Source organism: Cognatiyoonia koreensis, from assembly GCF_900109295.1.
GTDB classification, from domain to species: domain Bacteria; phylum Pseudomonadota; class Alphaproteobacteria; order Rhodobacterales; family Rhodobacteraceae; genus Cognatiyoonia; species Cognatiyoonia koreensis.
In genome coordinates, this window is sequence record NZ_FOIZ01000002.1 from 286,446 (window position 1) to 309,246 (window position 22,801).

The following is a 22,801-nucleotide window of genomic DNA, read 5'->3' on the forward strand; positions in this document are numbered from 1 at the left end:
CGGGGTTAGGCTTCCTTGTCTTCCGACGCCACAGTGAGGGGATACCCCATCAACCAGGCGATCACTTCCACATCAGGCCACCCCTGACAGACGTACACAGCAGAGCTTGTCGCATCCGCGCGCCAGACATATGACCGCCCGCGAATGGCATGGTCGCGGTCCGCGATGGCCGCATCCTGCCACAGCCGGGCGATATCGCCATCACTGCGTGCAGCCCAGAATCCATTTGTTCGGAGTTGAGTCTCTGCAGCATCACTAAAATCGCTCACGGCGCTGGCAACGTGTGAACCAAGTTCCTTTGCGTCGCTTCCATCAGTGCGCACATAGCCATCCAGCGCCTGTTCCAGCGCCTCAAACACGGATTGTGACTGGTCCTGCACTGGCGCGTGGACGGCACTACCTTCCAAGGCAGCGACCAAGGGAAAGCGTCGCCCGACCCTGTCGCGCGACGTGCGAACAACACCCAGAAATCCATGCCCCCCCGGTGTCAGATCGGGGCCGAACCAGAACCGCAGGCTTTGAGCCGTGTCAAAATTGCTTTCCCAAGCCTCTGCCCAGCCGATTTTGAGACTTGGCATGACGTGACCGAACCATTGTTCGAGCAATTCCACCAAAGGCGCTGAAATACCTGTTGAAACAAAATCGCCAAATTCCGGATGCTTTCCGAAGACACCAACGGATACTTGCGCTGTGTCCTGAACCTGATGTTCCATGGTGTCTGCGGCCACATTCATCGGATCAATCCAAACTTTGCGGGCATTCAAACTCTGCCAGTTCCGGCATTGTGAAGGGGTTCGTCACCGCATCATACCCGATATCATAGGTGATAGAGCGCCCGCCTAGAACATACATGCGGCGGCTGACGTTACCAGATGCCCGCTGCGGATCACCGCTGCGGATGAACCGCGCCAGTGACCAGACGTTACCGCTATAGCCTTCTGCATCGGTGCGCCCGCTTGGCGGGGAAACCTGTAGCATGACCTGCCCGCTGTCATTGGGCCAGCTAATCGGAGTTGGCGGATCATTTGGCAAGGTTGGGATCGGCTTGCTGCCAATAGTCAAAAGCGCTTGGCGGATCGACGAATGCGAAGACTGGTGCGTCAGGGACAAATCGACACGCGGACTGGTGCCGCCAGCGGCAAAGAACGCCTCGCGGATACGCAGCGCCCGTTCGAATTGGCGGAGCGCATTCGGAGATATCCTGTCTGCCAGAGAGCTTGATTCATCAATTGCCAACCCATCAGCCGTACGAATGACGTGTCGCGCCAGATAGGTGGAGTAGAACGTATCCATGTCGCCACCGGGGCCGAAGAAATTGCCGAAGGCCGCAATGGACACTTCGCGATCGGTGTCGCGGAATGGGTAGTAAGCGGTGATGTTCTCGCGGCATGAGAACGTAATGTCATTTGCGAGAGCGCGGTTCATCTCGGCTAGCGTCGCGTCAGTCGCCTCTTCCTGAAAGTCATTATAGGCGTCGTCGATCATCTCCTGGATCTTCGCAGGATAGCGTGAGGTCTGGCCGATCAACGCACTCAACGCCTGCGGCATGAACTGTGCGGCCTGCTCGGGATTGGTTTCCGCAAGAGTGAGATATCCAAGGATTTCACCCAGCTTGTCCTGCAAAGCGTCCATCGCCGTGGCATCCATCGGACCGTCGAGCACTTCATACCATTTTTCAAACTGTGCCTCGATACGTTCCAGCGGGGCCGTCATGCCGCCACTTGACCCGTTCACACGAACCTGATCCTTGGCCTGATTGGCCATCGCATCAAGCAACATGCGCTGCACGCCGGATGAGCGACTGCGGAAGCGCGATGCGATGGCACCGCCAACATCGGTTGCGACGCCTTCAGCACCACCTTCACCACCACCGCCACCCAAAAGTGAAGAAGCATCCAAACCGTCCAATTCTTCCAGTTCGCGCGTCAAGCGTGTTTCGGCTTTCACCGCCTCGGCCAGACGCAACAAGGGCGAATTATCGCCGGCAGCAGCACCCAGTGCATCATAGCGCGGCTTATCGGCAGACAAGTTCGCGAGTTTGACGCTTGCAAACATTTCATCCCACGCAGCGACGAAATCTCGGGTATAGCGCGAATGAAGTGCCTGATCCAAACCAGCCAGCTGCGCATCGAAATCAACGTCTGACGCTTGCTCACCCAAAACCCATTTGTCTTCGACCAAACGGTCTCGCACGACATCCAATTGGTCAAAGAAAAAGCCCCAATAACCTTCGTAGGTATAAAGGGCAGGCACGCCGATCTCGGTCAGGTCACGTTCATCCGTCGTGATAAAGACCTTCACACTTTCAGATCCGGTGCGTTCAACGAGGTTGAAATCACTCATTCCTGAAGCCTTCGCCTTGTCGGAAATCAGGGCATAGGCCTGATCGGCAACGGACATGCGAACGATCGCGTCACGCGCGGTTTCGACCGCATTTTCGTCGATGGTGACGGAAATCTCGCGCGTGTCATCGAGGTTTAACATCGCTTCAAGATGCCGACCAAGCTGTTCACGCTTTGTCAGCCCCTCGCGTCCCGTAAAGGTTTCGCGCCAAGTGTCATCGAACCAAGCAATGACAGCTTCGTTGTCTTCACGCTCGCCCTGACCGCCCAGCAGCATATACACTTTGAGCGCACGGTAGATTTCGGCCGGCTCGCCAGTGTTTCGGATTTCCTGCAGACGCCGTTCGACGTCTAGAAGCAGACGAGGCCGCAACATCTGTTCTAAAGCATCCGAATAAGCATTCGTAGTCGACGCCTGCACGCGGTCGCGCTGGCTCAGGCCGAACCCCTCCCAGATCGTCGCCTCTGCTGTCGTACCATACCCGGCAGGCATGGTGCGCAGACGTTCAAGATGGGGAAGGATGGGATCAAGATCGCGGTCTTCGATCTCGGTGCGCAGGATTTCCGTGTTGGCCTGGCGCGCATAGGTCTCGCCTTCGGTGCGGGCGGTATTCACCAGATCGCGGTTCAGCCAATAACTAAAGCCCAAGGCCGCCAGCACTCCAGCAGTTGTTATTCCAATAACAGACAATCCCAGACCACGCATGATCGCCTGACGGCGCACAGCACGCACATCATGGCTGACCCAGTCACGTTCTTCGAAAATGACACGCTTCAGCAGGTCATGAATGAAAAAGCTCTTGCCCTGCCCTGACATGAAAGACGGCGCAAAGGCACCGGCGGCACCTTCGTTGCGAGCCATCGCACCCAGCACCTGATCAATTGGTGTGCCTTCTTGCGTCCCTGACGTGAAATAGAACCCACGCAAAATGGCGTTGGACTTATAGCGGGTTGGCTCAAATACGCGACGCAGGAAATCGCTGACATTGTCGCGCAGCAATGCCATTTGACCCGGCAGTCCGAAAATCGCGACACGGCTGATGCCGTCTGGTTCTTCGCTCAGGCGGTCAATCACTTCGTCGGACAAACGGGACACAAGCTTGTCGAATTCGGTTGGCACACTTTCGTGCGTCTGCTCCTTGCGATCCTTGGTCTGGAAGGTCACGCCCCAGACGTTCTTGCGGCGGTTGATGTTGAAGCTCGAAAAGTATTCGCGGAATCCTGAAATCAGATCTGCTTTGGTGAACAGGACATAAACAGGGAAATCCACGCGCAGCGCCTCGTGGACTTCGGCAAGGCGGGCACGCACCGTTTCCGCGTGACGGGTGAGGCTCTCCTCCGTCCCGGTCATCATATCTTCGACCGAAAACGCTAGAATGATACCATTGATTGGCTGACTTGGTCTGGCTTTCTTCAGCAGTTCAAGGAACGATTTCCAGCTACTTTCATCGGCAGTCTTGTCACTGTCCTGAGTAGTGTAGCGGCCGGCAGTGTCGATCATCACCGCGTCTTCTGCAAACCACCAGTCGCAATAGCGGGTGCCCCCGAACCCTTCAACGACACCGTCATCGTCTTTCTGCGCCAGCGGAAACTCGATACCGGAATTCTGCAAAGCAGTTGTCTTACCAGCACCTGGAGGTCCGATAATGACGTACCAGGGCAGATCATAAAGATAAGCGCTGCCACCGGATTTCTTCAACGTCGCAAGGGCAGATTGCATCCGTTCTGACAAAATCTTGCCATCGCCTTCGGGCTCTGCGGGGATCAGCGCATCTTCAAGTTCTTTCGCCTTCTTGCGGCGCGCACGCCACTTGAAGAACATCATGACCAGGATTGTGCCGATGATCAGGCCGATCAATGTGGTCCGCAGCCAGACCGTCGACAAAAAGCCGACACCGGTCATCGGCAAGCCGAACCAGATCGCGCAAATCAGACAGATAAGTCCGATAATGATTGCCGGAATGCGCATCCATGGACGCCACCGCATAAACCGGAGAAGGTAACGAAAGACGTTCAATACGTGCCCTCACGTGCTAGCAGAACTTCGACGCGACGATTTTGGGCGCGCCCCTCCGGGGTGCTATTGTCTCCGATCGGGCTGGCCTCGCCACGCCCTTCAATCGTGACCCTCTCCGCATCGCTCATGTATTCCAGCAGCTTGTTAGCCACGCTGGTGGCGCGGGCGTCCGAAAGCTCCTGATTGCTCTTGTAGCGGCCACGACCTGACATCGGGATATTATCGGTGAAACCCTGTACAAGGATCGGGCCGGGTTCGGAATCCAACACTGCAGCGATTTCACCGGCCAATGCTTCGAATTCCGGTTTCACTTCGGCGCTGCCAGTGCCGAACAACAAGGCGTTGCCGACGCGGACAAAGATGTAGTTGCCCTTTTCACCAACCTCGACGGAGCCATTGGCGATTTGCTCTGACAACTTTCCGGAAATTCGATCGAGCTGCGTGGTATCAACGGGCGCGGTGAACTGTTCCACGACGACCGGACGGACAAGCGAAATGCGGCTGGCGTTCGGATGCATCGTGTTGAAGTTCGAAACGACCTGTCCACCATCGCGCGCGATGAGCGTCGATAGCCCGGCGAAGGTGGCCACAACCAGCACGGCGGCGATGCTGGCAAATATCCAAAGCGGCAAGCCGCCGAATTTACGCTTTCCGGCCAGCGGAACAGCAGTCCAACTGACAGAGATATCTTCGTCAGGGCGTGGATGCACACGGCGCAGGGTCTCGTAGATTGCGGAACGTATGCGGGCCAACTCGACTGATCCATTTGGCAGCGTGCGATACTGGCCTTCAAAGCCCAGCGACAGACAGACCAGCATGAGTTCAAGCAAGTTGAAGCGTTGACCAGGAGCCTGCATCGCCTTCTCGGCTTCTTGGAAAAAGCCGACGCCGGAATCGCGCTTCTGGAAGAAGCGGGCCACCATTGAGTATTGGATCCAGACACCCTTGTCCGCCCCCGGCAGGTTCTGGACAATATCGTCTGCTGTGCCGCACAGCGCGTATTTGCCGACCTGCGCTTCATGGGGGTCGGCACCCGCTTGTACGGCGTTACGCTCGAACTGGTCAATCTCGCGTGTGACATGTTCCATCAGCGGAACAGCCTGCATTTCAACCATGCCGGTGCGCAGACGCCCGAACAAGATCAGCAGGTTTGCGGCAGCCGCCAATAGCGGGTTTGACGGGCCACCTTTGCCCAGCCCCTTGGCGCGCAACGCTTCATTCAGCGAAATTTTCGGGCCGGACATCGGTGCAGCTTGCGGCTGGCTTTCTTGCGGAATCTGCGGGAAGAAGCCTTCTTGCTGGCCACCAGCAGGCCGCCCGATCGGGCTTTGTGGCGCTGGTGCAGGTTGTTGGACAGGACCGCCAAGCCACGTATTGCCAGTGCTCGGCTGAGCAGGACGCCCGAAGCCGCCAGGTTGCACAGGTGGCAGCGCTCCACCGATGACAGTACGGTCATTGTCCTGCGCAGGCGGTTTGACACCCGGCAGTTTTCCCCCAAAGACCGTCTTGTCGTCGTCTGACATTACGCTTTCTCCGGTATGGCCCAAAGCTCCAGTTTCAACTCGGGCCAATCACCGGCAAAGTGCATGCCGATGGCCGGTGCAGTCGAAAACTCTTGCCACAGGGCCGTTTTCTTCTCGAGCAAGAAATACACATTCGAAGATACCACACGTATCTGACGCGGTGGATTAGGCAGATGCACCAGACTGATACCGGGCAGGTTATTGTTCACGATTTCGGACATCCGCGTGTTTGGTCCGACCTTGCAAAGCTCCGGAAACTGCTGCTGCACCTGAGTGAGCGGCTTGCCTGTTGCCACTTCAATGACGAAGGTCGCATCGCGGAACAAGTTTCTGTCTGTGACCTCTGCCAGATAGGAATTCTGGCGAACCTGCTGCAGGTTAAGACGGACCGCACGGCCCACATCACGGCTCAGGAAGCGCTGGATGTCTTGCACGACTGGCGTGAAGGTTTCCTTGTGATCACCTTGGTCGTACGGGGCGTATTCGCGCGCCATTCGCTCGGCGTTATCAAATGTCGCCAGCTCACCAGCCAAACCGATCAACTGCGTGTAAAGACGTTCTGGATGAACGGCGCGGCTATTGGCCAGGTGACGCAGGACCGTGATCTCTCGGTTCAAGGTCATCAGCATCAAATAGTCATTTGCCTGCATACCGCCACCAGAGGACGGGTCAGCCGCATATCGGGCAAGACTTCCCAGCTTGGCTTCAATCCAGCCGATGACGCGGGATAGATACCCTTCCACCACGGGATGAACCGCCAACACCAATGCAGGCGGCGGGACCGTATCGTCCAACGAAATCACACCATCACGCACTTCGTTGATGCGGGCAATCCGGAGGCACTGATAGCCCTTCTTGGGTGTCTTGCGCACGTCAAGTTCCAGACGTGGCACGGCGGTTTCGATCTGATGTTCCACGCGGCTACCCGCTGCGTTGTCTGCGACGGTATCGCTGGCCAAAACATAACGGGTGGTCGCCGCATCAGGACCAAGACCGACATCGCGGCCGTTCTGGCTCAGATCAGGAAGGGTCAGCCAGATATAGAGGCCCTTGGCGTCCTTGGGCACTTCGACGGGTATTGGCAAATCAGCAGCATTCGGAGCATCGAATGGCGTACCGTCCGGCATGATACCAGTGACGGTACGCAATCCAAAACGACCTTGCTGGGCCATGTCACGATCAACAGTCATCTCTGATAGGCCCCAAGGGTATGGGGTAATCACTTCGGTGCGGGACTGGATCAGCTTTTCGAGGTAGCGATCACTCTGCTGCAAGTGCTGGGGCTGCATAAACAGCCCTTCTTTCCAAGCAACTTTGCTAAACCAAGACATTGCTATCCTAACTTTTTAGATCGTCGGGTCATGGGATCGATACCCTGTAAAAAGAGTGCGGCCTTGACCGCATGCGGTCAAGGCAACACACCGTTTTTCTTCATCAGAACTGCAGGCGAATCTGCGCCGTCAGACCCCAGCTTTCCAGCTGGTCACTGACACGAACGTCGGCGCGCGCGCTGGCACTCAGCTGCTTGCCATTCACCGGGTTCCCGACATCCAGAATCTTGACGTAGTTCAGACCGGCACTGAGTTCCGTATAGGCACCCAAGTTCTCGGTGGTGACCTCGAACCGGTTCAGACCATCGTCTGATACATAATTTGATACAGGATCATCCGCCATTTCGTTGTAGTAAGTCGCCGTGACGAACTGGTTCAAAGCTGTTGTTCCGTCCTCACCGAACTTCGTGCGCGACAATGTTCCGCCCACAAAGACGACTTCGGAGGTAAAGTCCTCAATCTGCACAGTACCACCGTCATCAAAGGAAATCTCTTCAGGCGAAATCTGTGTATAGGCGAAACCGGCAACAGGCACAAAAGACAGCTCCGTATTCGGAACCGACAGGGCATAGCTGAACGAACCACTGAATGTGCTGGAGTCACTGCCGAACGTGGTGTCGGTCAGAGCGAGGCTGCCAGTTGCATCGTTGTTTGCTTCAAAGTCGGTGGTTTCGATCCGGTACTGCAGTTCAGCCGCAAAACGATCACGCACCGCCGTCGCATAGATACCCGCATAGGTCTGGGTAAAATCGACGTTGGTTGTGGCGATAAGCGCATCGCTGGAACCAGTCTCGGAATTGGGGTCGAAGGCAAAGATCGGCTGGCTGGAAGACCCTTGGTTAATACCGGCAATACCACCACCGGCGATGTCCCAGCCTTTGTAGAAGCCGTTGAAGCAGGCATAGTCACCGCCAACCTGGAAACCGTAGTAGTTAGCAGAAATCTCGCTCTCAAACGAAACGTTACCCGCGGCATCGTTCACTTGGTCAATCCGGCCATTCGCATCAGCAGACCCGCCAATGGCACGCGCCCAGCCGCCAAAGCCACACGGATTCTCGTCGTCATATGCCAGTCCGTTGACGAACGGGCTGGAAGGACGGTTGATGACAGATCCGATCAGCGATTGCGACAGAACGACGCTTCCCGCCAGTGCACCAACACCCGGGTTCAACAGGTCAGTGACGACAAGATTGCCAGTGCTGTTATCACGCAAGATGGAATAGATTACAGCATCGCCGGGATCGGTGACGTTGGTAGGTGAAAACGTAAAGCTGTTGTCCGCATCAGGATCGACGATGAGGATTGGAATATCCGCAAACTGTTGACCACCTTCAGCAATCACGTTGAATGAAAACTCAAGATTGCCCGTTACTGGCGCGCCGGCTTCCGCGATAATATAATCGCTCTGGCCAAGGCCACCGGCCTCATCCTCCAGATTGATGTCCAGGATATATCGACCGCTACCAGACAGGCCGGTTCCACCGACCGTCAGCACGTTGTTCGTATTGCCGTCACCTGTCAGATCGACCAGGCCATTGTTCACAAGGCCGCCCGAGAACGTCAGATCGGACTCACCTTCAACACCAATGTCGCCGCTATTATCAAGCGATCCAGAGAAAATGCCTCCATTGCTCTCGATGACACCATTGTTGATGATATCGCCCAACAACGTGCCCGCATTCACGATCCGACCGTCTACACCGTTCACAAAACCGTCTGCAGTGACAGTCGCACCTTCTTCAACGTTCAGAGTGTTGGGGCTGTTGTTCTGGAACACCCCCTGGAACGTCAGAGTTCCGGTGTTGATTGTAATGGTCCCGTCATTGACAGAGTCACCGGTAACAAAGGAATTGCCGTCACTGAACACGGTGCCCAAATTGGTCAGACTGCCATCCAGCGTTGCGCTGTCGAAGTTCACTTCGCCACCCAGTTCATTGACGAGGTCAGATGCAAGAGTTCCTTCAAGATTGACCTGGCCGCCAGATTCATTCGTAAGGCCGCCCGTAATTTCAGCAGCAGCAACCACGTTGTATTCGCCACCATCTTCATTCGTAACGGCACCATTGGTCACACCATTGGCACGGTAAGCGCCTGAATTAGTTACGTTTCCTGTCAGTTCTCCGTTATGAAGTGCGCTGTCATTGTTGCGCAGATCGCCGTCCAGCGTCGCAACCGTGCGGAGTACAAATGTACCGGAATTGTTGCGGATATCGCCTGTTGTGGCATCGCCAACGACGACACGCCCACCGTTATTGCGAATGCCATCACCAAAAGTGCCGCCATCAGCATCGATACGCCCATCCGACAGAACGACGCGTCCCGTCACTTCCGATCCCACTACGGTACGAGCACCAAGATCAGAAATCGCGACGTCACCATCAACGGTGCCTGCGATCAGCATCGAACCGCCATCATAGTCAACGTCGCCCTGAAGGATGCCTGCTGCTGAAACCAACAAATCTCCACCGTCGACGGTCAGCTCCTCCGTGTCGACGTTACCAGTGATTGATACAAGACCTGACTCAGCGTCGATACCGCCAGAGAACGATCCACCGCTCGCCGTCAGATCACCACCATCCACTGTGGTCTGGCCCGTGACCTCACCGCCAGTCTGCAGGAAATCGCCTCCAGTGATGGACAATGTGTCGTTAATCGTAGCGTTGGAAACGGCACTACCTTCCTCGTTCGAAACGCTGCCGTTGATCGTTGCGCCAAGATCAAGGACGCCACCATCATTTTCGATATCGCCCGTCATTGTTCCGGTCGTCTCGACAGTTCCGCCACCTGTCGCGCGTACGCGGTTTGAAAAGACACCCCGCGCGACAACAAGTGTACCGGACCCACTCACATTGGTATCGGATGTGACGCGGGCCGCATCGCGGGCAGTTACGGTGCCGCCGGAAATGTCCATCGTTCCTGTCACACGACCGCGCAAGGATGTATTTCCGGTTTCGTTTGCCAGCTGACCGTTCAGATCACCACCATCACGAATAAAGACACGGCCACCCTGATTGCGCACAACGGCAAAAACATCGCCGGACTGTGTGCTGCTGTCATTGATATAAATACGGCCGCCGCCGTCGATGTTTACGTCAGAGTTAAAAGTGCCGCCGCGCGCAACAAGTGCGCCGCCATTTACAGATGTCTCACCATCGATTTCAGCACCGTCGAAAACGCGCGTGAGGCCACCTTCCTGCGTCAGTGTTTCCGTGATTTCGCCGGTGATGTCGGCCTCGCCGCCATCGACACGCAATGCGCCGGTCAAGGTGCCGCGTAGGCGCATCGTTGCGTTGTCCGTGATAATGTCGCCGGCAACCTCACCCGCGGTTGCGATCGAAACGTCGGACCCATTCGCATTGATGTCACCGGTCAACAGACCTGTAATGCCGACTGAACCGCCGTCGGCGTCAAGCCCAGCTGTAAAAGTACCGTCCTCGACAACAATGCGACCGTCATTCAGTGTGACAAGGCCTGTGACACTACCCGCGTCCTGCTCAAAACGTCCACCATCGACAGTCACAGTCCCGTTGACGACGTCGTTGTTTACGAATGTTCCGCTGTCATTGACCACATCGTCTGTCAGCTGCGCATTCACTGTCACGCGGGACCCTTGGTTAAAGACATCAAGGGTGGTTGCTTCGTTAATATTTACGTCACCGCCTTGAAACAGGACGCTTCCGGGACCGAATGTTCCACCTTCGGCATTCAACGTGCCGTCAGTCATTGTCACTACACCCGTGATGCTTCCGCCGGTGAAATTGTTGATGACAGCGTCTGCACTGGTATTTGCGACCGCAGATTGAATATCACCACCGTTTTGAACATTGATCACAGTCTCTGCGTCATTGGTCAGGGCATCTGTCAGGTCACCGGTGACCTCGACAGTGCCAGCGTTCAAATCAAGGCCACCGCTGAACGTACCGCCATCAGCGATCACGGACCCTGCATCCAAGGTCACCAGTCCAGCGATGTCACCGCCAGTTGATGCGCCGACCGTGGCAGTGGTACCTGTGTTCATAACAGTACCTGTCAGCGTCGCACCGTTCGTGACGATAATGTCGGTCGAATTATCGTTCAGAAAATCTTCGGTCATGTTGGCATTGATGCTCAACGTACCATCGTTCAGCTGGATACCATTGCTAAACGTGCCGCCGTCCGCATTGACTGTGCCGCCGTTTAGGATGATTTCCTCCGCCACAGATCCAGTTGCGGCGACAGACAGACTGCCGGACTCGTTTGTAAAATCGCCCTGCAACTCCACACCGGCACCAACACGAATATCGCTGCCGTTGTTCGTATCGTTCAATATCTGCAGATCTTGCGTAACATTCACGTTGATCCGACCACCATCTGCATCGATATCGTCGTCAAAGGTTCCGCCATCGGCGTTGATCGTACCACCGTCCAGATCGACGCGACCGGTGATGTTTGATCCTGCCGCATTCGTCAGCACGCCACCATCCATGTCGATTTCGCCATCAATGGTTTCGTTGTTGATGACGGTACCGCCGTTCAGATCAATGTCGCCGGTCAGTGTGAAGGTGTCGTTGACCGTCAACGTGCCTTCTTCCATGTCGACGTCAGCCGACGTATTGGCGTTGATGTTCGCGACAGCGCCTGATCCGTCGACCAGAATATTGCTTTCGAATACACCGCCATTGGCGTTCAGCGTGCCGTTCTCGCGGACCCGCGCAATCTGTCGGATTTCGCCACCGGCATTATTGTCCAGTGTGCCGCCATCCTGAATGCGCAAACCACCGACAACCACGGCACCGTCATTGATGTTGACCTGCCCGCCAAAGACGCGCAGCGCCTCTTTCGTGCTGCCGTTCATGCTACCACCGTCGGATTCCAGCGTGAACGTGCCACCGTAAACTTCAACATCGGTAAAGAAGTCCTCAAACGAGGTCAGTTCACCAGTGGCCCCGGCACCACGGTTGATCGCGACAACCTCGTCGGTGGGATTGTTGAATCCGTCCACGGAACGCACATCCACATTCAGCGCCGCTGTTCCACTCAACACGTTGATCTCAAGATCAAAGCTATCGGAAACCATAATTTCCTGGTCACCGTCATCTTCGACGATTTCGAATTCGCCAGACGCTGCGTTGAATGTGATGGTCCGTCCGATCAGGTCCTCTTTCAGGGTTATCTGGGTACCATTGCTGTCAAAGGTAACATTGTCCCCATCATTGAACGACGTCAGACCGATCCCATCGAACCAGTTTTCTGTTTCTGGACCCGGACCATCCTCATCCCAGTCGGTCGAGACGCTGGTATCGATCGTCAGGTCCGCTTGGGCGAATGCCGTCGTCGCGCCCCCCAAGATCGTCGCTGTAACCAGCACCATGCTGATCGCAGTCGAGGAATTGAGCCGCGATTTGCGGGTGAGAGCCAGGCGCGAGGAGGGAACAGTGTGCATGATAAAAACCTGAAAGGAGGTAAATTTAGCAGCATCTTAGGAGTTAGCTAATCCATTGCAACCAAGACGTGCCCCGAGGTCACGCTGCCGTCTCGAAAAAGAGTGAACGTCGCTATTCTGCCGCAGACAGGCGGTTCCGGCGACTGAATTAGTGATTGGTCGCGGACAATCCTGTGTCGCTATAAGACATTGTTCGAAAACTGCCGGGCAAACAACAAAAAACCGCCCCGAAGGGCGGCATTTTTGGTTGCGGGAGTAGGATTTGAACCTACGACCTTCAGGTTATGAGCCTGACGAGCTACCGGGCTGCTCCATCCCGCGCCAAAAGCACACCTCATATCGTAGAATTTGAGGTGAAATCGTAAGAGAGATTACATGATGTTGCTCGTTAGGTGTGGCAGTGACTTACTCTCCCACGTCTTAAGACGCAGTACCATCAGCGCAGTGGCACTTAACGGCCGAGTTCGGGATGGGATCGGGTGTTTTGCTCACGCTATTACCACCACACCAAAAGAACAACATCAGTTCCAAGTCGCGTACGACTGTAGTTGTGTATGTATCTTGACTTCAGTCCAGCTATTACTGGATCAAATCAAGCCTATCGAGCAATTAGTACCGGTCAACTGAACGTATCACTACGCTTACATCTCCGGCCTATCGACGAGGTGGTCTACCTCGGCTCTCAGGGATACCTTGTTTCAAGGGGGGCTTCCCGCTTAGATGCCTTCAGCGGTTATCCTGTCCGATCATAGCTACCCAGCACTGCCGTTGGCACGACAACTGGTCCACCAGTGGATCGTTCACCCCGGTCCTCTCGTACTAGGGGCAACTCCTTTCAAGTATCCTACACCCACGGAAGATAGGGACCGAACTGTCTCACGACGTTCTAAACCCAGCTCACGTACCTCTTTAAACGGCGAACAGCCGTACCCTTGGGACCTGCTCCAGCCCCAGGATGAGATGAGCCGACATCGAGGTGCCAAACGGTGCCGTCGATATGGACTCTTGGGCACCATCAGCCTGTTATCCCCAGCGTACCTTTTATCCGTTGAGCGATGGCCCTTCCACTCGGGACCACCGGATCACTATGGCCGTCTTTCGACTCTGCTCGACTTGTCAGTCTCGCAGTCAGGCTGGCTTCTGCCATTGCACTCAACGAGCGATTTCCGACCGCTCTGAGCCAACCTTCGCGCGCCTCCGTTACTGTTTGGGAGGCGACCGCCCCAGTCAAACTACCCACCACGCATGGTCCCGGACCCGGATAACGGGCCGCGGTTAGACATCAAGCAGAATAAGGGTGGTATCTCAAGGGAGGCTCCACAGAAACTGGCGTTCCTGCTTCAAAGCCTACCACCTATCCTGCACATACTGTGCCTGATGCCAATGCGAAGCTGTAGTAAAGGTGCATGGGGTCTTTCCGTCTAACCGCGGGTAGCCTGCATCTTGACAGGCAATTCAATTTCGCTGAGTCCACATTTGAGACAGCGGGGAAGTCGTTACGCCATTCGTGCAGGTCGGAACTTACCCGACAAGGAATTTCGCTACCTTAGGACCGTTATAGTTACGGCCGCCGTTTACCTGGGCTTCAATTCGGAGCTTGCACTCCTCCTTTTAACCTTCAGGCACCGGGCAGGCGTCAGACCCTATACGTCGTCTTGCGACTTCGCAGAGCCCTGTGTTTTTAGTAAACAGTCGCCACCCCCTGGTTTGTGCCCCCGACCAATAGTTGCCTACTAATCGGGCCTCCTTCTCGCGAACTTACGGAGGTATTTTGCCGAGTTCCTTAAATGTGGTTCTCTCAAGCGCCTTGGTATTCTCTACCAGTCCACCTGTGTCGGTTTAGGGTACGATCTTAAAGGAGGGCTATTTCCAGGAACCTCTAAGCAGCCCATTCAATCCGATAAGGATGAACTACCTTCGAGATCCGTCACCACTCCATGGCCCAGGAATATTAACCTGGTTCCCATCGACTACGCCTTTCGGCCTCGCCTTAGGGGTCGGCTTACCCTGCTCAGATTAGCTTTAAGCAGGAACCCTTGGACTTTCGGCGAGGGAGTCTCTCACTCCCTTTGTCGCTACTCATGTCATCATTCTCACTAGTGATCTCTCCACCGGATCGCTCACACGCCGGCTTCACAGAAAACTCCGCGTCTCCAATACAGCCCGAAAGCCGCAAAAGAGACATGGAGTTATGTCACACTACGCTCTGCTACCATGCAATAAATTGCATCCTAGACTTCGGCTCATGGCTTGAGCCCCGTTACATCTTCGCCGCAGGACAACTTATTTAGACCAGTGAGCTGTTACGCTATCTTTAAAGGATGGCTGCTTCTAAGCCAACCTCCTGGTTGTTTTGGTCGTCCCACCTGCTTTCCCACTTAGCCATGAATTAGGGGCCTTAGTCGTAGGTCAGGGTTGTTTCCCTCTCCACAACGGACGTTAGCACCCGCTGTGTGTCTGCCATCTAGTACTCCTCGGTATTCGGAGTTTGGTTAGGATCAGTAAGCCTGTGGGGCCCCATTACCCATCCAGTGCTCTACCCCCGAGGGTATTCGGATGACGCTCTACCTAAATAGATTTCGCAGAGAACCAGCTATCTCCGAGTTTGATTGGCCTTTCACCCCTAGGCACACCTCATCCCGACCTTTTTCAACAGGTGTGGGTTCGGACCTCCAGTAAGTGTTACCTTACCTTCATCCTGGACATGCCTAGATCACTCGGTTTCGGGTCTAATCCGTCTAACTCATTCGCCCTATTAAGACTCGCTTTCGCTGCGCCTACACCTAACGGCTTAAGCTTGCTAGACAGACTAAGTCGATGACCCATTATACAAAAGGTACGCTGTCAGGCCTCGAGGGCCCTCCAACTGATTGTAGGCGTTCGGTTTCAGGTACTGTTTCACTCCCCTCGTCGGGGTGCTTTTCACCTTTCCCTCACGGTACTGGTTCGCTATCGGTCAGTAAGGAGTACTTAGCCTTCGAAGGTGGTCCTCCGATGTTCAGACAGAATTTCACGTGTTCCGCCCTACTTAATACGTCCAATCATGCTTCTTATACGGGACTGTCACCCACTCTGGTTGTGCTTTCCAACACATTCTAATCACACTCATGGCTCGGCTGGTTCCCGTTCGCTCGCCGCTACTAGGGAAGTATCTGTTGATTTCCTTTCCTCCGGGTACTTAGATGTTTCAGTTCCCCGGGTTTGCTTTTTTAACCCTATGTATTCAGGTTAAAAATACCTGGTTTACCTCATTATTAATCACCCCGAAGAGTAATAATAACAAAGTATCAGGTGGGTTGCCCCATTCAGAAATCCATGGATCAAAGCTTATTCTCAGCTCCCCATGGCTTATCGCAGAGTATCACGTCTTTCATCGCCTCTTACTGCCAAGGCATCCACCAAACGCCCTTTTCGCGCTTGATTTGATCCAGAAAAAGTCAGACTTTTTCAGCGGCCCCCCTTTTGTATAAGGTCAATGGGGCCATACCAAACAACATCCGAAGATGATGCTTGGCAAATCAAAATGCATACAATTGCTAAGTCAGCCGCTGGTTCGCAACTGACCTAGTTCGAACAGCATTACTGCTGTTCCGGTTAGTGTACTTGACTTGGAACAAAATAGACTTCCGGGTCGAACCCGGCGGCTTATCCTTACGCGGACAGCCATCTATTCTGATGTTGTAATCTCTCTATACGATGTCAAACCTTCCGAAGAAGGTGTTTCGTCCGATTGGACGGCAAAACAGCGAACTGCTTAACGGTCAAATCGGAAATGGTGGAGCGTATCGGGATCGAACCGATGACCCCCTGCTTGCAAAGCAGGTGCTCTCCCAGCTGAGCTAACGCCCCAAACTTCCCGAAGGAATTGTGGTGGGTCGAGGAGGACTTGAACCTCCGACCTCACGCTTATCAGGCGTGCGCTCTAACCACCTGAGCTACCGACCCATGACGGGTGGTAACCCGTGTTTGAAACTGAAGAGATATGAGGACGGCTCGGTCCGCAGGTCACTGCACGGAAAGCAGTGCCTGAATATGCCGGCTTTGTTTGCCGACTGCTAAGTTTTCCACGATCAAGAGCAAGCTCAAGATACTAGGAAAATCCTTAGAAAGGAGGTGATCCAGCCGCAGGTTCCCCTACGGCTACCTTGTTACGACTTCACCCCAGTCGCTGATCCTACCGTGGCCGCCTGCCTCCCCGAAGGGTTAGCGCAGCGTCGTCGGGTAGAACCAACTCCCATGGTGTGACGGGCGGTGTGTACAAGGCCCGGGAACGTATTCACCGCGTCATGCTGTTACGCGATTACTAGCGATTCCGACTTCATGGGGTCGAGTTGCAGACCCCAATCCGAACTGAGATGTCTTTTGGGGATTAACCCACTGTAGACACCATTGTAGCACGTGTGTAGCCCAACCCGTAAGGGCCATGAGGACTTGACGTCATCCACACCTTCCTCCCGCTTATCACGGGCAGTTTCTTTAGAGTGCCCAGCCGAACTGCTGGCAACTAAAGATGTGGGTTGCGCTCGTTGCCGGACTTAACCGAACATCTCACGACACGAGCTGACGACAGCCATGCAGCACCTGTCACTGAGTCACCGAAGTGAAAACTAGATCTCTCTAGCGGTCCCAGGATGTCAAGGGTTGGTAAGGTTCTGCGCGTTGCTTCGAATTAAACCACATGCTCCACCGCTTGTGCGGGCCCCCGTCAATTCCTTTGAGTTTTAATCTTGCGACCGTACTCCCCAGGCGGAATGCTTAATCCGTTAGGTGTGACACCAAAGGGCAAGCCCCCTGACGTCTGGCATTCATCGTTTACGGTGTGGACTACCAGGGTATCTAATCCTGTTTGCTCCCCACACTTTCGCACCTCAGCGTCAGTATCGAGCCAGTGAGCCGCCTTCGCCACTGGTGTTCCTCCGAATATCTACGAATTTCACCTCTACACTCGGAATTCCACTCACCTCTCTCGAACTCTAGACTGATAGTTTTAAAGGCAGTTCCAGGGTTGAGCCCTGGGATTTCACCTCTAACTTTCCAATCCGCCTACGTGCGCTTTACGCCCAGTAATTCCGAACAACGCTAACCCCCTCCGTATTACCGCGGCTGCTGGCACGGAGTTAGCCGGGGTTTCTTTACCAGGTACTGTCATTATCATCCCTGGCGAAAGAGCTTTACGACCCTAAGGCCTTCGTCACTCACGCGGCATCGCTAGATCAGGCTTTCGCCCATTGTCTAAGATTCCCCACTGCTGCCTCCCGTAGGAGTCTGGGCCGTGTCTCAGTCCCAGTGTTGCTGATCATCCTCTCAAACCAGCTATAGATCGTAGACTTGGTAGGCCATTACCCCACCAACTATCTAATCTAACGCGGGCCAATCCTTCACCGATAAATCTTTCCCCCGAAGGGCGTATGCGGTATTACTCTTCGTTTCCAAAGGCTATTCCGCAGAAAAGGGTATGTTCCCACGCGTTACTAACCCGTCCGCCGCTCCACCCGAAGGTAGCGCTCGACTTGCATGTGTTAGGCGTGCCGCCAGCGTTCGTTCTGAGCCAGGATCAAACTCTCAAGTTGAAAGCATCTTGCGATGCTATCCTTGACGATTGAACCTCTGCACATCGTTCTCTCATGCGCCGGCTAGGACACATGATCGAACAGTCTCTGTTTGTTGTGCTTTGGTACCAAAGGTACCGAAAGCCGTACAAACAGTGAAGCTGACACTAGATCATCGGGTTGCCCCTACTAGCGCGATATACAGACGTCGATCCATCGAATGAACCAAACCGCCCACATATCTCTTCAGATACTATCAATTTCAAACAGCGTTGAGGACAAAAGAGACTGGATGCGCCCTAACTTCTTTGGCGCGCCCCGCCCTAATACCTCTGATATTCTTATCCGCCTCGCTTCCCGTCTGTCCGCGTTTCCGCGTCTGTCTGGTCCGTCTGGCGTCCCGTTGGTGCTTGTTAGCGCCGCCGGTGAGGGGGGTTCTACGGTTAGTGACTGGTACCCGCAACCCCTTTTTTTCACAAAAATGCATTTTTTCCAAAAAACCTGATTTTGCTCATGTTTTTGGGGGGTTAGGGCAATTTATGTTCGCGGACCCTACGTCCGTATGCAACTTTCTTGTGCAGAAATTAAACAAGGAAAACAACATTTGGGGTTATCCACAAGTTTCCCCACAAGAGTCGCGCTGGATCAGCGTGACCAAAACGTAAATTTGCAGATGAATCGCGATGAATCAGTCCGATGAGTCGTGATTCACGTGTCCACAATCAGTGAATCGGCACTTTGACAGGGTCATTTTCAAAGGATTCTCTATCGTCCGACAGCGATTCACGCGCGCGCAGTCTCGGACTTGCGGTTTTTCGGGATGAATCGCATCGCGACAAGGCCGCAAATCACCGCGAGATAGATAATCGGCTCGATCTGAAAGCCTTTGACCAGCCAAAGATAGTGAATTGCCCCGAGAATCGCGGCCGGATATGTCAGCTTGTGCAGTTTGCGCCAAGCAGCAGCGCCCAACTTACGCACGGACAGATTGTTCGATGTCACTGCAAGCGGCAACAACATCAGGAATGAGGCCATACCAACGGTCACATAGGGACGCTTCACAACTTCTTCCCATACGCGGGCTACACTCTGCACGTCGAGAATCGCGAAAACCAGGAAGTGGGCAAGCACCAGAAAAAAGGCGCTGACCCCAATCGCCCGGCGGAACCGCAGTAGGTTCAGACCGAACCAATTGCGCAAAGGGGTCACAAATAGCCCGACAACAATCAGCTTAAGCGCCATCTCCCCGTATGCGCGTTCCAGCACATTGATAGGTTCGACGAGGTAAGCACCCTGTTGCGTGGCGGCTAGCCAGAACTGCCAACCAACATAAGCAGCGCAGACTATATATATAGTCCACGCTGGAACCTTGCGCAGACCGGTGTTGATGGCCGACACCATGGTTTAGAAGTTTTCCCGCAGGTCCATGCCGTCATACAGGCTCGCGACCTCATCATAGCCATTGAACATCAGCGTGTCCTGACGGGATGCAAAGATCCCACCTCCGATGCGGCGTTCAGTGGCCTGTGACCAGCGTGGGTGATCTACTTCTGGGTTCACATTACTATAGAAGCCGTACTCGCGCGGGTTGGCCTTGTTCCAGCTGATCGGCGGCTCCTGATCGGTCAGTGAAATGCGGACGATCGATTTGATTGATTTGAAACCGTACTTCCAAGGCACCACCAGACGGATCGGAGCACCATTCTGGTTCGGAATAGGTTCGCCATAGATGCCGGTGGCCATCAGTGTGAGCGGATGCATGGCCTCGTCAATGCGCAGACCTTCGACATAAGGGAAATCCAACACACGGCGCTGCACGCCAATCATGTTTTCCGGCTGGACCACGGTTTCAAACGCGACATACTTGGCTTCTGGCTTTACGCCGACCTTATTGAGGATATCGGCCAACTCGATCCCGTTCCACGGAATGACCATGGACCAAGCCTCAACACAGCGGAAACGATAGATACGGTCCTCGACAGTGAGACCGTCAAGCAGATCATCCAATGCGTAATCGCCAGGATTGTCGACTAGACCGTCGACCTTGATCGACCATGGCGAAGTGACAAGCGCACCGGCGTTGTCTGCCGGGTCGCTTTTGCCGGTTCCGAACTCGTAATAGTTATTGTAGCTGGTGATCTCTTCGAACGTGTTGGGTTCAAGGTCAGTCGCACCTTCAGCAATACCTGCAGCAGCAATCGCGCCAAGACCCATCGTGCCAGCCAGAATCTGGCGTCGGTTGAGATATGCCGCTTTCGGCGTCACATCCGCCACGGTCAGGTCGTTTGTCCAGCGATATGCCATTCGAGCGTCTCCAGTCTTCAATTCACTACTTACTTAGGGCCTCTATACAGAATGTGAATTGAAATGGGGCTCACGATGCCGCCAGTTCCTTGTAACGATCGTCAATGACATCAAGAGGAACAGAACTGCCATCGGCCTGCACGATGCGCACATGCTTGCGACGCATCAGGCGCGGTTCGGTGACGCCAACAGAATGGGCGATGATTTCCACCTCTTCAGTGATGCCTTGTGCATACCGGGCAATGCGCTTGTATTTCTCCTCGACAACAAGGCCCTTCTGGAAACGAGGATTATGGGTCGTGATGCCAGTAGGGCATGTGTTCTTGTTGCACTTCAGGGCCTGAATACAGCCGAGGCTGAACATGAATCCACGGGCCGACGTGACAAAATCGGCACCCGCACACATCGCCCAGGCAATATCGCCGGGATTCACCAGCTTCCCACTCGCAATCAGGCGGACACGTTCTTTCAAACCCGCCTCATTGCGCAACCGCGCGACATGCAGCAATGCCTCGCGGATGGATACGCCCACAAGGTCCATCAACGGCATAGGCGAAGCACCCGTGCCCCCCTCACCACCATCAAGTGTTATGAAGTCTGGCGCACACTCGGCTCCACGCTGCTGGATCAGCGCAAATAGCTCGGAAAATGACTCACCATTGCCATAAACCGTCTTGATCCCCGTCGGCAGGCCGCTGACCTCGCGGACATGGTCGACGAAATCCAGCAGATCGGAAAAATCATCGACCTCTTTGTGACGGTTTGGCGAATAGCTTGTCTGGCCTTCAGGGATGCCGCGGATATCGGCAATCTCCGGTGTGACCTTTGATCCCGGCAGAATGCCCCCCTTGCCGGGTTTTGCACCTTGGGCCAGCTTGATTTCAATCATCCTAACCTGCGGATTGTCGGCAAGCGCGCGCAGCTTGGCATCATCCAGATGCCCATAGGCGTCGCGTACACCGTATTTCGCTGTACCCATCTGGAAGACGATATCGCAACCACCTTCCAGATGATAAGGGCTCAGGCCACCCTCGCCCGTGTTCATCCAGATGCCAGCCTCCTTGCAGCCGCGGCTCAAGGCCTGCACGGCGGGTTTCGAAATCGCACCGTAACTCATTCCAGACAGATTGAAGATCGAGGTCGCAAGATAAGGTTTGCGTGCGTGTGGACCAATCTGCATCGGCTTGGTCTTTGCGGCCTGCTCGTCCAATGGGGGAAAGGCCGCATTGACGAAGATCGGTGTGCCGGGTGCCGAAAGGCTGCGGGTGGACCCAAAAGCGACAGTGTTGCTTTCGCCCTCGCCCGCGCGACGAACCCATTCACGCTGAGCCCGGTTGAACGGCAGTTCCTCGCGGTCCATCGCAAAGAAATACTGACGAAAGAATTCGCCAAGTTCAGTGAACAGATGGCGAAAGCGGCCAAGCACCGGATAATTGCGGCGGATCGCGTCGGCGCGCTGTGTCTTGTCGATAACGAACAGCACCACGACCGTCAGCGCGACAAGCCCGATAACGACAATAAAGAGAACGGCGAGTGCGGAAATGATATTGATCGTCAGATCTGAAAACATTTGAATCTCCGCGGTACAACATAGGGTGCGCGCAGCAAACGACGGCGGGGGGACAGGGTCAAGTCACGCCTGTTTTCCACGCAAGATCATCACGGAGAATAACATAACTGTGACTGGAAACCGTATGTTGCGCTGGCTTAGGTTTTTGCAGTTTCCCGTCAAGTCATGTCGGCGAAATCCCCCTATGATCCAAGGACAATGCGACCCGTAAGAACGGTAATGCCAATCATGGCAGATGCATCTTATGGGAGACCCACATATGCTTCGTAGAACATTTATTGCGGTTACAGCTGCATCCACAATGGCAACAGCAGCTTTCGCTGACGGCCACTCCATGGACATCGTGGATACAGCCGTTGAAGCCGGAACATTCACCACACTCGTCGCAGCTGTAGAAGCTGCCGGCCTCGTGGATACTTTGAAAGGCGAAGGCCCGTTCACAGTTTTCGCACCAACAGACGAGGCATTCGCAGCACTGCCGGAAGGTACAGTCGAAGGACTGCTGGCCGATCCGGAAGCACTCGCCGCGATCCTCACCTACCACGTTGTTGCGGGCAAAGTAATGTCGACAGACTTGTCTGACGGCATGACAGCGACAACCGTGAACGGTGCGGACATCACCATCGGCACCGAAGGCGGTGTTACAGTGAACGAAGCCAACGTCACGACCGCAGACATCGAAGCATCGAACGGCGTAATCCACGTCATCGATGCCGTGATCCTGCCAGCAAGCTAAGAACGAC

At 54.7% G+C, this 22,801-nt stretch carries 9 protein-coding genes, 3 tRNA genes and 3 rRNA genes; 1 reads left to right on the forward strand and 14 read right to left on the reverse strand.

Going from position 1 to position 22,801, the window contains the following annotated elements; genetic code table 11:
* Nucleotides 1–5 precede the first annotated feature (5 nt).
* The 14 genes from tagF to BMY44_RS13230 all read right to left on the reverse strand — a co-directional run bounded on the left by tagF (nt 6) and on the right by BMY44_RS13230 (nt 22,058).
* Nucleotides 6–734 carry a type VI secretion system-associated protein TagF gene (tagF, locus tag BMY44_RS13165; protein ID WP_089995668.1) on the reverse strand — a complete coding sequence of 243 codons (729 nt, stop codon included), beginning with the start codon at nt 732–734 and terminating at the stop codon, nt 6–8.
* Between the two features lie 4 nt (nt 735–738).
* Nucleotides 739–4,311 (reverse strand): type VI secretion system membrane subunit TssM, encoded by a 3,573-nt coding sequence (tssM, locus tag BMY44_RS13170; RefSeq protein WP_242650565.1) that lies wholly within the window; start codon nt 4,309–4,311, stop codon nt 739–741.
* A 44-nt stretch (nt 4,312–4,355) separates the two neighbouring features.
* Nucleotides 4,356–5,882, reverse strand: coding sequence for a type IVB secretion system protein IcmH/DotU (icmH, locus tag BMY44_RS13175; RefSeq protein WP_089995674.1), 1,527 nt, complete (start codon nt 5,880–5,882; stop codon nt 4,356–4,358).
* Nucleotides 5,882–7,213 (reverse strand): type VI secretion system baseplate subunit TssK, encoded by a 1,332-nt coding sequence (gene tssK / locus BMY44_RS13180; protein WP_089995676.1) that lies wholly within the window; start codon nt 7,211–7,213, stop codon nt 5,882–5,884. The genes icmH and tssK overlap by 1 nt, the downstream gene beginning before the upstream one ends.
* A gap of 103 nt (nt 7,214–7,316) precedes the next feature.
* Nucleotides 7,317–12,635 (reverse strand): beta strand repeat-containing protein, encoded by a 5,319-nt coding sequence (locus BMY44_RS13185; protein ID WP_131801609.1) that lies wholly within the window; start codon nt 12,633–12,635, stop codon nt 7,317–7,319.
* Nucleotides 12,636–12,879: 244 nt separating this feature from the next.
* A tRNA-Met gene (locus tag BMY44_RS13190) sits at nt 12,880–12,956 on the reverse strand.
* Between the two features lie 71 nt (nt 12,957–13,027).
* Nucleotides 13,028–13,142: ribosomal RNA gene (rrf, locus tag BMY44_RS13195) — 5S ribosomal RNA — on the reverse strand.
* Nucleotides 13,143–13,223: 81 nt separating this feature from the next.
* Nucleotides 13,224–16,058 (reverse strand): 23S ribosomal RNA (locus tag BMY44_RS13200).
* A 350-nt stretch (nt 16,059–16,408) separates the two neighbouring features.
* Nucleotides 16,409–16,484: transfer RNA gene (locus BMY44_RS13205), tRNA-Ala, on the reverse strand.
* Between the two features lie 19 nt (nt 16,485–16,503).
* A tRNA-Ile gene (locus BMY44_RS13210) sits at nt 16,504–16,580 on the reverse strand.
* A 161-nt stretch (nt 16,581–16,741) separates the two neighbouring features.
* Nucleotides 16,742–18,205 (reverse strand): 16S ribosomal RNA (locus BMY44_RS13215).
* The 16S, 23S and 5S rRNA genes sit together here with 3 tRNA genes alongside, the layout of an rRNA operon.
* 762 nt (nt 18,206–18,967) lie before the next feature.
* Nucleotides 18,968–19,585, reverse strand: coding sequence for a protein-methionine-sulfoxide reductase heme-binding subunit MsrQ (msrQ, locus tag BMY44_RS13220; RefSeq protein ID WP_089995682.1), 618 nt, complete (start codon nt 19,583–19,585; stop codon nt 18,968–18,970).
* A gap of 3 nt (nt 19,586–19,588) precedes the next feature.
* Nucleotides 19,589–20,488: a protein-methionine-sulfoxide reductase catalytic subunit MsrP gene (msrP, locus tag BMY44_RS13225; RefSeq protein ID WP_089995685.1), complete on the reverse strand. Its 900-nt coding sequence runs from the start codon at nt 20,486–20,488 to the stop codon at nt 19,589–19,591.
* A gap of 70 nt (nt 20,489–20,558) precedes the next feature.
* Nucleotides 20,559–22,058 carry an FMN-binding glutamate synthase family protein gene (locus BMY44_RS13230; protein WP_089995689.1) on the reverse strand — a complete coding sequence of 500 codons (1,500 nt, stop codon included), beginning with the start codon at nt 22,056–22,058 and terminating at the stop codon, nt 20,559–20,561.
* A 259-nt stretch (nt 22,059–22,317) separates the two neighbouring features.
* Between BMY44_RS13230 and BMY44_RS13235 the strand changes: the two genes are divergently transcribed.
* The gene (locus tag BMY44_RS13235; protein ID WP_089995693.1) at nt 22,318–22,794 is read left to right on the forward strand and encodes a fasciclin domain-containing protein; all 477 of its coding nucleotides are present in this window, start codon (nt 22,318–22,320) and stop codon (nt 22,792–22,794) included.
* Nucleotides 22,795–22,801 lie beyond the last annotated feature (7 nt).